The sequence below is a fragment of the Bacillus sp. JJ1503 genome (genome assembly GCF_036965125.1).
GTDB lineage: Bacteria > Bacillota > Bacilli > Bacillales > Cytobacillaceae > Cytobacillus.
On record NZ_JBALOZ010000121.1, the window covers coordinates 7,695 to 18,813 of the forward strand.

An 11,119-nucleotide genomic window follows, 5' to 3' on the forward strand; every position below is an offset into this window, starting at 1 on the left:
ATACTTCCCGTAATCGTTCTGGCTGTTATGACTTTGCCTATACTGATGGCATAACTTTCCCAAAGCAGCTTTATCGGGTAGAAGCCTTTTTCTAGGTATAGAGTATATAAATTCTCCAATTTGCTTAACAGAATTTTTACTAATTCTGCTCTTTGGAGTTTTTTACCGCTTTCGATAGATAGAGAGGTAGCAATAGTATGCAGTTCCTCAGGATAATCTTCCTTTTGCTGATTTACATTAATACCAATTCCAATAATAATGGAAGTGATCCGGTCTGCATCGGCTTGAAGCTCTGTCAATATTCCGGTCACCTTCTTCCCATTGATTAAAATATCATTCGGCCATTTTATTTGTGGAGATAGGTCAGTTAATTCTTCTATTGCTTGAACAACGGCAACCGCAGTTATTAAGGTTAGCTGTGGGGCCTTTGGAGGCGGGAGATTTGGACGCAAAATCACACTCATCCAAATCCCGGTATATTTCGGAGAATGCCATCTCCGGTCCATTCTTCCCCTGCCTAATAACTGCTCCTCGGCGATAATAACTGTACCCTCCGGAGTATCTTCATTTGCTAGACGATGGGCAATTTTTTGTGTGGAGTCAACACTTTCCTCGTAATGTATATTCTTTCCGATAAACTTTGTTAAAAGCCCCAACCTTATTTCATCTGCTGTAATTCTTTCCGGAACCCTTGTTATTCTATATCCCTTCCTCCGAACAGCTTCAAGTTCAAACCCGTCCTTACGCATATCTTCTATATGCTTCCAGACTGCTGTTCTTGAGCATCCTAATAGATCAGCTAAATATTGGCCAGACAAATATTCATCTTCATTTAGTGTAAATGCATCAAGCAGTTTCTTTCTTAACTCCGATTGCACCGTAACAGCCACTCCTTTAACGAATCTTTGCGATTACTGACTTGCTTGTTTAAGACTGCGATCTCAGCCTCAGCTAATTTTTCCTTTATCCAAGGTCCAGGGGTTTTTTGAAACCACTCTTGAAGGTCGGTTCCTGTAACCTGTAATTCACTTCGCTGTTTAATGGGCAATAAATTATAACTAAACAGTAAACTTTCTATATGTACGTTTACATCCTGATTATGTAATACATTATAAATTTTTTCTGTTCCCTCAATGATTTCAGAGCCCCCATCGAACATCGCTTTATTTGTCCAATCGCTTCTTTCTCTAAAATTCAGCCAAAACAATAATTGATTGATTTTTTTTATTTTTTTCACTGGCAGCTTCCAATTTTTCATAAAATCATTAACTTTATGTAAGTCAATCTTAAAAAGAAAGAGTAGCAGCCCCCACATTTCATTAGCTGAAAGTTTGCTGCTATCATACTTTTTAATGCCATTTATCGCTTCGACAAATGGATTCATACCCGGCAAGTGGCTTAAAAGGCCAGTATCAGCTAGTACAAGCAATGCTTGAATTCGATTTTTTCCAGCTAGAAGTTTTTCGAACTCAGCTAGTTTTCTCTCTGTTGAGATATTTGCCAGTAATGAAGCGGATGATTTCAAAGCCTGATAAGTCTTCTCTTCTATTTGAAAGCCTAATTGACTATAGAAACGAACAGCACGCATCATTCTTAAGGCGTCCTCTGAAAAACGATCCTCTGCCCCACCTACTGTTTGTATTATTTTTTCCTTGATAGCCCGCCTGCCATGAAACGGATCAATAAATCGGCCTTCCTTGTCCATGGCAATCGCATTCATCGTAAAATCCCTGCGTTTTAAGTCTTCATCCAATGACCGGATAAATTGAACCTCTGATGGCCTTCTAAAGTCAACATATTCTGCTTCAGTTCGGAAGGTTGTCACTTCATATGGAATCCCATTATATAGGACAACAATAGTTCCATGCTCGATTCCGACATCTATCGTTTTCGGAAAAATAGTTCTAATTTCCTCAGGTGTTGCAGAGGTAGCAATATCGACATCTGCAATCTCCTTATCTAACAAATAATCTCTAACCGATCCTCCGACAAAGTAAGCTTCATAGCCTGACTCTTGAATTTTTGATAAAAGGGGAATGGCTTTTAGAAAAGACTCTTTCAAATTACGTCATCCTCTTTAAGTAGGTTGTAATATATATTCTCATATTGAGTGACAATAAGTTCTGAGCGAAAGTTATGGTACGCTGTATTAATGGCCTCTCTGGAAAACCGTTGATGCAGTTCTTCATTAGATAGCAAATGGATGCCTTTTTCTGCAATTGCCGGAATATCGCCAAGTTCGCATAAATAGCCATTTTTCTCATTAGCTATCACTTCAGGAATACCGCCGATATTTGTCCCAATACAAGGTACTCCACAAGCCATTGCTTCGAGAGCAACTAAACCAAAGCTTTCCTTTTCGGAAAGCAACAGCATTAAATCACTAATTGAGTATAGCTCTTCAAGATTATCTTGTTTACCTAATAATAGTACTTTATCATTAATACCTAATTTATTTACAAGACTGCAAACGACAGTCATTTCAGGCCCATCTCCGACAAGAAGCAGCTTGGCAGGCAGCTTTTCTGCAATTAGAGCAAAAGCTTTTACTACATCCTGAACTCTTTTCACCCCGCGGAAATTTGAAACATGGATAATAACCTTTTCTTCTTTTTTTATTCCGTATTCCTTCCGTAAATAGGAAGAATCCATTAAACGATATACACGCTCATCAATAAAGTTGTAAACGACTTCAATCTTTTTTTCAGGTTTGATTACATCGTATGTTTGCGAAGTTAAGGAGTTTGATACTGCCGTAACGGCATCAGATTTTTCTATTCCAAAACGGATTGCCCCCGTTAAAGATTGATCATAGCCAAGAACTGTAATATCTGTCCCGTGTAAAGTGGTAACAATTTTAATATCCTGTTCACACATTTGCTTGGCAAGTATGGCACATACAGCATGCGGAATCGCATAATGGACATGGAGCAAATCAAGATTTTCCCGTTTTATAACTTCAGCCATCTTACTGGCAAGGGCAATATCATATGGGGGATACTGAAAAACGGAATATTGATTTACTTCTACTTGATGATAATAAATATTTGAATGCATTCTATTTAATCGGAACGGAAGGCTCGAGGAAACGAAATGAATTTCATGACCCCTTTCAGCAAGCTTTTTCCCTAATTCAGTAGCTATAGCTCCAGATCCGCCTACTGTCGGATAACAGGTTATCCCTATTTTTAATTTTGTTTTCATTCGTTTTCACCAAATAAATCTAGATTTATAATGACTGGCTTTTTGCGTTTGAACCCTTCAGCATAGGCTACTTCAACTTCTTTACCGAAAAGTCTTTCTCTTGCTTCAATCGTTTCAATATACCCATTTACAAGCGGAGTGTTGAAGGTCCCCGCATTTTTTACAAACTGGCTTTTATATGCTTGTAGGCTTTCAATTTTTTTATCCATATAATTTGATACATCAATGACAAAATCTGGTTCATGAAACCCATTAATCATATAAAAGTACAGGTTTTTAACCCGATGCGGGCCAAAATCCTCTTCAGAAGAATAGTTTCGTATTCCAGCAGAAAAGACCGCCTCCTCTACAAGACGGGCACATTGTCCATGATCAGGGTGCCGATCATGATAATAAGGTGCAAAAACAAGGGAAGGGCGATATTTGCGAATAACTGCTACCATTTTCTTTATATATTCTGGATTAGGAAATAGCCCTCTATCAGGCAGACCGAGATTCTCCCTTATGCTAACGCCTAACACCTCTGCTGCTTTTTGGGCTTCTATCTTTCGTGTTTCGACCGTTCCATTCGATGATAGCTCCGCATTCGTTAGATCACAAATACCTATAGTTTTTCCTATATTTACAAATTTTGCAATGGATGCACCCATGCCGATTTCAACATCATCAGCATGTGCACCAAATGCAAGAATATCAAGCTTTATATCAGACATCCTTACCACCGCTTTTTCCATATACAATATTTCTCCAAGATAAGTCCCCGCGCTCAAGCCCTTTAATTATAATTTCTGCAGTCCCCATATTTGTTGCGAGTGGTACAGAGTATACATCGCATAAACGAATTAATGCTGTCACATCTGGCTCATGGGGCTGTGCTGTTAAAGGATCTCTGAAGAATATCACAATATCCATTTTATTATTGGCTACAAATGCACCGATTTCCTGATCTCCACCGTAGGGGCCTGATTGAAATCGATGAACGTTTAAGCCTGTTTCATTGATTATTCTTAAACCAGTAGTTCCTGTGGCGAAAAGAGTATGCTCGGCTAAAATGTCTTTATACGCCGTTACAAAGCCAACAAGCGCATCCTTTTTCTTATCATGTGCAATTAAAGCAATATTCATCTTATCGCCCCTTTCTATTCCAAAATATTTTCTAGACCGTATACTAATGTATCAATTTTCAACACGGTATCTACCGCATGTTTAACCCCCGACATAAAGGAGGCACGATTATAAGAGTCATGCCGGATTGTCAAGGTTTGTCCTTCTGAGCCGAACATCACTTGCTGATGGGCAATTAAGCCAGGCAATCTGACTGAATGAATATGCATCCCTTCAAAATCTGCTCCTCTTGCACCATAGATTGTTTCCTTTTCATCCGGATGCCCTTGTTTTTTTGGCTGCCTAACCTCTGCAATCATTTCTGCCGTTTTTACCGCTGTTCCAGAAGGAGCATCCAGCTTTTGATCATGGTGGAGTTCGATAATTTCTACATCATTAAAATATCTTCCAGCCATTTGGGCAAACTTCATCATTAAAATAGCACCAATGGCAAAATTAGGTGCAATGATACAACCAAGTTCCTTTTCACGGCAAAGAGATTCAAGCTCACTTAGATTCTCTTTCGTAAAGCCAGTTGTTCCGACAACCGGTCTAACCCCATACGTCAAAGCTGTTTTTGCATGAAGCATACCAAATTCAGGTGTAGTTAAATCGATAAGGACATCTGCATCAATTTCCTGGAAGCATTGAGACATATCTGTGTAAATTGGAATATCTATTCCAGTGAAGCCATCAAATTCACTGAGCAAGCCTCCTCCATTCTTATGATCAACTACTGCCACTAGCTGATAACGATCAGTTTGCTGAACAAGCTGAACGGCTTCCCTTCCCATTCTACCTCTTGCACCTGCAATCACAATATTGATTTTTTCCATTTTATTTATCCCCCTGCTCTTCAATTCTAGTCCAGCGGTCTTTATCGCGGGTATTAAATTTATTCATAATTTGATTATGTGCTGTCTCAAGATCGATATTTAATGAATTGGCTAAGCAAATGAGGACAAACAACATATCTCCCATTTCCTCTTCAATTGCTTTTTCCGCTTCAGTAGCTTTTTTCGGTTTCTCACCGTATTGATGATTGATCTCTCTTGCAAGTTCGCCTAGTTCCTCTGTTAGTCTTGCCAGCATGGCTAGAGGACTAAAATACCCTTCTTTAAATTGGCCTATGTATGCATCTACTTCTTCCTGTAGATCTTTCATTGTTTTTTCTTGCACTCTTTATTCATCCCTTCTTCTGTTAAAAGGTAACCTACTATTTCCCTTCTTTCATGTTAGCTAAACGATAGTTCTTTTACAAATATTTTTTATTAAATAATAGGTGTTACGTTTGTTCTAGTTTCCAAACACACTTGACTTTATCCTTAATAAACGGGCACAATAATTCATGTAGGAAATTGGAAGCGGAGGATTTTATGTGAAATTGAAAAATATTCTTTTTATCTTGTTTGGATCTGCCATCTTTTCTTTCGGCATCGTTCATTTTAATATGCAAAATAATTTATCTGAAGGGGGCTTTACTGGTATTACCCTTCTTTTATATTTCCTGTTTAAATGGGATCCTTCGTATACGAATTTATTGTTAAATATTCCGCTATTTTTTCTAGGCTGGAAATTACTCGGGAAAAACTCATTCCTATATACAATTCTCGGTACTGTCAGCGTCTCGGTTTTTTTATGGATATTTCAGCGTAATCAAATACATATGCCGCTCAATGAAGACTTAACACTTGCAGCATTATTTGCTGGTGTTTTTATCGGTATTGGCCTTGGAACTATATTCCGCTTTGGTGGAACCACTGGCGGAGTTGATATTATTGCAAGATTAGTGAACAAGTATGCAGGCATTAGCATGGGAAGAACGATGTTCATATTTGACGCCGTCGTGATTACGCTATCTTTAATTTTTTATTTATCCTATCAAGAAGCGATGTATACACTTGTTGCTGTATTTGTCGGAGCAAGGGTGATTGATTTCATGCAGGAAGGCTCATATTCCGCAAGAGGAGCAATGATTATTTCCGATTTAAATGATGAAATAGCCAACAAGATCATGATAGAAATGGAACGGGGCGTAACAGTCCTTAGGGGATATGGGTCATTTACTAAAAAGGATCGAGAAGTCTTATATTGTGTTGTCGGGAAGAATGAAATTGTCCGGTTAAAAAATGTCATTAACTCAGTGGATCCACATGCCTTTGTTTCGGTCACAGTTGTCCACGATGTACTTGGAGAAGGATTCACATTAGACGAAAACAAAAAGCCAATCGAACATTAAGACAAGACTAAAACCAGCCAACAGGCTGGTTTTAATCTTGTCTTTGCATTCCTGTATAAATAAGAATTAAGCGAAGTAATTCTAACACGGCAACAGCAGCTGCTGCTACATAGGTGAGTGCTGCCGCATTAAGCACCTTTCTCGTCTCCCTTTCCTCATCGTTTCTGATGATCCCTAGTGATACGATTTGATCCATAGCACGGTTGGATGCATTAAATTCAACTGGAAGAGTGACAAGCTGGAAGACTACAGCTGACGCCATAAAAATAATACCAAGTAACACAAATCCGCTTAAACCTGCAAAGAAACCGATCATAATCAGGATCCAAGAAAAATTGGAACCGATATTTGCGACTGGCACAAGCGTATGGCGGAAACGTAAAGGTGCATAATTTTGCTGATCCTGTATGGCATGACCGACTTCATGAGCTGCAATTGCCGCAGCGGCTACGGAGTGACCATGGAAATTTGCAGTTGACAGCCTTACTGTTTTGGAACGGGGATCATAATGGTCTGTTAAATGACCTCTTACTTCCTCAACACCGACATGGAATAATCCATTAGTGTCAAGAATTCTTCTTGCAACTTCCGCACCTCTCATATGTGATGAGGCTGGGACTTTTGAATATTTAGTATAGGAGCCTTTCACTCTCATTTGCGCCCATAGCGGAATCAAAATAATGATAGCAAAGTATATAAGGTACCCCCCCATTGCTATCCCTCCTTATTCAGCTTTCTCTAGATGCAGTATTAGAAATTGGTACTTGAAAGAATGACACTCCACAAAGTTAGTGAAGCTTCTCTATATTATTGTATTTTTGCTGAAAGATGGCGTCAATCTTTTTGCCTCCTGGAAAGTGACTTTTCCTTCTTTTCCTGATCTCCCTTATATTTTCTCCATCCAACGTAGGATAATGTAAGAATAATAATGCTTCCTGTTGAAATGATTACCCACCATAAGGAAGGATCTGCTTCGTCTTCAGTCATTTCATCAAATAATAGCTGTAAATCCGCTTCTAATGCTTCGAGCTCCATTTGGCTGGCTGTTTCAGTTAAAACTTGAGGCCTATATTTATCAATAAAATCTATTTTTGCATCTAATCTTTGTATGTGGTCTCTATCCACATTTATTTTTATACTAGGATAAATCATGTCATACAATGATAAAAATGAATTCAATGTCGTATTAAATTGTTGTTTATCACCAGCATACACAGCTTCCTTAACTTCTGCAAAAACAGTCATAATGGGTGATTCCATTTCAGTCCATAATGGTTGATATGGAGAAGTTATGGCATCCATGACAAGCCTAAACTTCGTAACGCGGTTAATTTTCTCTTCATGATTCATGGTGGCATTGGCAGCAGCCTGCACGGCCTCATCATGTGAAATGGTTAAGATTCTCAATTCATCCGCAGTGAAAGATCTTTCCTTTCCAGTAACAGAAACAAATTGTTCAGAAAAATAATCTAGAAGCCTTTTGGCATCTTCGTATCGATGAAGCTTAACCATCTGCAATGCTTCATCGGATAATTGATCCAATCTATCTACAGGTGAGGTTTCGTTTGCGATAACTGATATAGGCAATAATAGAAAACATATAATGACTGTAACAATAATCCTAGCTTTCATTCTTGTCCCCCCTCAAATTACTATTAAATATCTATGAGAGATGGGACAAGGTTATACCTATTCAATAAGAATTCAATTTTAAGATAAATCGATTTTTTCTTAAGGTTAAAAAAGCAGTGATACCTAATGAAAACATGCTAAGCCAAAATGTAAAATAACCAATTTGCGGCGTGTATAAGTCCAAAATAGGGTAACGGGGAAGCATAAAAAACACATAATCTATTACATCATTATGTAATGTCCAAATCCCCGTAACAACTAAATGCCAAGTTTTAATACGATAAAATGGAGCGTACAGTACACCTTGGACAGCCATCGCACCATGTGAAAGTATAAGCATAAGTGCAACCAAATCCAATTCTCCTGTTACATTGAAAACTAATAAGTTCATGACTACGGCCCATACCCCATATTTAATGAGCGTTACAATAGCCAATGCTTCAAAAAGGGGCCAGTTTTTCCCCAGTAAAAAAGCAATTAATACGAAGACAAAAAACAAGCTTGCAGTTGGACTGTCTGGAACGAAAGGCAAGAAAATGGGCGGTGTCTCAACTAGCTGCCATTTATACCAAATATAACCGTATACAGTTCCTGCAAAATTCACTATGAATAACAGCCACAGTACAGCTCGATGTGCTAGGATAGGATAAATCCACTTCATGAAGGTCCTCTTTTCTTTATATGGTTTGTATTATATTGACTATTTTACCATATACATTAAATATAGTTAGATTCAAAACATTTAACATCATCAAAAAAAGCTGACGCAAAACGTCAGCTTTTTCCAGTTATTTACTTGTTAAACCCGAAATATATTCAGCAAGTACTTTTAATTCTTCATCCGTTCCTTTAAACATCCCTGGAGGCATGCTTCCTTTACCATTTACCGCAATATCAGAAATTTCTTCAGGAGTTAAGCCAGTGTCGATAAGAGCAGGTGACCCTGCACCACCTGTAAGTTCAGCTCCGTGACATGACAAGCAATTGTTTGCTTCAAGAAATTTATAGCCTTCTGCTTCAGTATCAATGTCAACTTCTGCTACGATTTTCCCTTGGTTTGCAGCAGCTTCCCAGTCATGAGTAGCTACAGACTGCCAAGTTAAAAATGTAATACCTGCGATAGCTAAAAGCATAAATCCAGTTGCTAATGGTCGTTTAGATGGTCTGCGTTCTGGACCACGGTCAATAAATGGCGCTAATAGTAACGCCCCAAATGCTAGACCTGGAATAATAAACGCACCTACCGCATTGTATGGTCCAGATGCATAAGTATATTTAAGCAATTGGTATAAGAATAAGAAATACCAGTCTGGAAGCGGGATATAAGCTGTATCACTCGGATCAGCTATTTTTTCTAACGGTGGTTCATGTGCAATTGTTAAACATAAAAATCCGATTAAGAAAACAGCACCAACCATCCATTCCTTTAATAGGAAGTTAGGCCAGAACGCCTCTGTTTTTCCAGGGTATTCCGAGTAATCTTTCGGAATATTCGGTTTACGTTCAGCAGGAACACGAGAGTCACCTACGAATTTCATACCTTTACCACGATGCATTGGGCGATTCCCCCTCCTTTTTCAATATTATCGTAATTGTATTTTTACAACGGACCTGAAATACCTTGTTTACGAATCATTACAAAGTGTGCTGCCATTAACCCGAATAAGGCTGCAGGCAAGAAGAATACGTGAATCGCGAAGAATCGGGTAATCGTTTGAGCACCGACAATATCCGGATCCCCTGCAATTAGTGTTTTTAATTGCATACCAATCAGTGGTGTTGATTCAATAATTTGCATTGTAACTTTTGTTGCAAATAATGCTTTCATATCCCAAGGCAATAGATAACCAGTTAATCCAAGTGCTAGCATAACGAAGAAAATAAGTACACCAACAACCCAGTTTAACTCACGAGGCTTCTTATAAGCACCTTGGAAGAAAACACGAAGCGTATGTAAGAACATCATTACAATGACTAAGCTTGCACCCCAGTGATGCATTCCACGGACAATTTGTCCAAAAGCAACATGGTTTTGCAAGTAATAAACAGATTCCCATGCATTTTTAATATCTGGAACATAATACATAGTTAAGAACATTCCAGATAAGATTTGGATAACAGTAACGAAGAACGTTAATCCGCCAAAGCAGTATACGAACGCAGAGAAGTGATGTGCAGGGTTTACGTGCTCAGGAACTTCATGGTCCGCGATGTCGCGCCATAAAGGCGTAATATCTAAACGTTCATCTACCCAATCATAAATTTTGTTTAACAATCATTACGCCCCCTTTGGCTTGGCTTTTCCTAAGTGAAGGAAGCCGTCTTTTTCGATGAAAGGATATACGTCAAGCGGTGCTATTGGCGGAGTTCCAGGAACGTTTGTACCATCTTTAGTATAAAGACCGCCATGACATGGACAGTAGAAGTGATTCTGATTGGATTTATCAGTATTCCAGTCAACTACACACCCTAAATGTTTACATACAGGCGATAAAGCTACAATTTCACCTTTTTCGTCTTTGTAAACCCATGCTGTACCTGTTACATCTGAAGTATACCATGCATCCTGCTGTTCAAATGTATAGTCAACCCTAGTTGGAACATCGGTAATTTCGGCAACTTTTTGTTTAGTTGGAATGAAATCACCTTCAGCTTTTGCTTGCAATACTGGATCAATTGCGAAACGAACCATAGGCATTAACATACCTGCAGCCATGAAACCGCCTACACCAGTTAGAGTATAGCTAAGGAATTGACGTCTTGATACACGATTTTTGCTCATACTTTTCCCCCCTCTATTATGAAGTTAAGTCCAACGGACAAAGTTCAACACAATATAAAACTAGGACATAACCATGATATATCAATCTTCTTTGAAGGTCAATATAATCCTTTGGTAAAAACATGTAGACTCTGTGACAGATTTAAATAATATTAAAA

General features: G+C 38.5%; 14 protein-coding genes. 1 reads left to right on the forward strand and 13 read right to left on the reverse strand.

The features are described from left to right. The 7 genes from V7149_RS10530 to V7149_RS10560 all read right to left on the reverse strand — a co-directional run. On the reverse strand, positions 1-878 hold an 878-nt coding region (locus tag V7149_RS10530; protein ID WP_335345583.1), incomplete at its 3' end, for a biotin--[acetyl-CoA-carboxylase] ligase. After that, on the reverse strand, positions 863-2,062 hold the full coding sequence (locus V7149_RS10535) for a CCA tRNA nucleotidyltransferase (RefSeq protein WP_335345584.1): 1,200 nt from the start codon (positions 2,060-2,062) through the stop codon (positions 863-865). The genes V7149_RS10530 and V7149_RS10535, both read right to left, overlap by 16 nt. Beyond that, positions 2,059-3,204 carry an N-acetyl-alpha-D-glucosaminyl L-malate synthase BshA gene (gene bshA, locus V7149_RS10540; protein ID WP_335345585.1) on the reverse strand — a complete coding sequence of 382 codons (1,146 nt, stop codon included), beginning with the start codon at positions 3,202-3,204 and terminating at the stop codon, positions 2,059-2,061. Before bshA ends, V7149_RS10535 begins: the two co-directional genes overlap by 4 nt. Further along, positions 3,201-3,938 carry a bacillithiol biosynthesis deacetylase BshB1 gene (gene bshB1 / locus V7149_RS10545; RefSeq protein WP_438824107.1) on the reverse strand — a complete coding sequence of 246 codons (738 nt, stop codon included), beginning with the start codon at positions 3,936-3,938 and terminating at the stop codon, positions 3,201-3,203. The genes bshA and bshB1 overlap by 4 nt, the downstream gene beginning before the upstream one ends. Beyond that, entirely contained in the window at positions 3,910-4,329 is a 420-nt protein-coding gene (mgsA, locus tag V7149_RS10550; RefSeq protein ID WP_335345586.1) for a methylglyoxal synthase, read from the reverse strand. The genes bshB1 and mgsA overlap by 29 nt, the downstream gene beginning before the upstream one ends. 14 nt (positions 4,330-4,343) lie before the next feature. Continuing rightward, a complete protein-coding gene (dapB, locus tag V7149_RS10555) occupies positions 4,344-5,144 on the reverse strand; it encodes a 4-hydroxy-tetrahydrodipicolinate reductase (protein ID WP_335345587.1) in 801 nt (266 codons plus the stop codon). Position 5,145: 1 nt separating this feature from the next. Continuing rightward, positions 5,146-5,487 carry a nucleotide pyrophosphohydrolase gene (locus tag V7149_RS10560; protein WP_335345588.1) on the reverse strand — a complete coding sequence of 114 codons (342 nt, stop codon included), beginning with the start codon at positions 5,485-5,487 and terminating at the stop codon, positions 5,146-5,148. A gap of 199 nt (positions 5,488-5,686) precedes the next feature. Here V7149_RS10560 and V7149_RS10565 point away from each other — a divergent pair, with 199 nt between their 5' ends. Further along, positions 5,687-6,547 carry a YitT family protein gene (locus V7149_RS10565; RefSeq protein WP_335345589.1) on the forward strand — a complete coding sequence of 287 codons (861 nt, stop codon included), beginning with the start codon at positions 5,687-5,689 and terminating at the stop codon, positions 6,545-6,547. A 31-nt stretch (positions 6,548-6,578) separates the two neighbouring features. On the opposite strand, the gene V7149_RS10570 is transcribed toward V7149_RS10565, so the two are convergent. The 6 genes from V7149_RS10570 to V7149_RS10595 all read right to left on the reverse strand — a co-directional run bounded on the left by V7149_RS10570 (position 6,579) and on the right by V7149_RS10595 (position 10,961). Next, the gene (locus V7149_RS10570; RefSeq protein ID WP_335345590.1) at positions 6,579-7,259 is read right to left on the reverse strand and encodes a zinc metallopeptidase; all 681 of its coding nucleotides are present in this window, start codon (positions 7,257-7,259) and stop codon (positions 6,579-6,581) included. A gap of 122 nt (positions 7,260-7,381) precedes the next feature. Next, the gene (gene ypjB, locus V7149_RS10575; protein ID WP_335345591.1) at positions 7,382-8,179 is read right to left on the reverse strand and encodes a sporulation protein YpjB; all 798 of its coding nucleotides are present in this window, start codon (positions 8,177-8,179) and stop codon (positions 7,382-7,384) included. 61 nt (positions 8,180-8,240) lie between these two features. After that, a complete protein-coding gene (locus tag V7149_RS10580; protein WP_335345592.1) occupies positions 8,241-8,840 on the reverse strand; it encodes a DUF1405 domain-containing protein in 600 nt (199 codons plus the stop codon). Positions 8,841-8,967: 127 nt separating this feature from the next. Next, entirely contained in the window at positions 8,968-9,735 is a 768-nt protein-coding gene (locus V7149_RS10585) for a menaquinol-cytochrome c reductase cytochrome b/c subunit (RefSeq protein ID WP_335345593.1), read from the reverse strand. A 44-nt stretch (positions 9,736-9,779) separates the two neighbouring features. Then, positions 9,780-10,454 carry a menaquinol-cytochrome c reductase cytochrome b subunit gene (qcrB, locus tag V7149_RS10590; protein WP_335345594.1) on the reverse strand — a complete coding sequence of 225 codons (675 nt, stop codon included), beginning with the start codon at positions 10,452-10,454 and terminating at the stop codon, positions 9,780-9,782. A 3-nt stretch (positions 10,455-10,457) separates the two neighbouring features. After that, the gene (locus tag V7149_RS10595) at positions 10,458-10,961 is read right to left on the reverse strand and encodes a ubiquinol-cytochrome c reductase iron-sulfur subunit (protein ID WP_335345595.1); all 504 of its coding nucleotides are present in this window, start codon (positions 10,959-10,961) and stop codon (positions 10,458-10,460) included. Positions 10,962-11,119 lie beyond the last annotated feature (158 nt).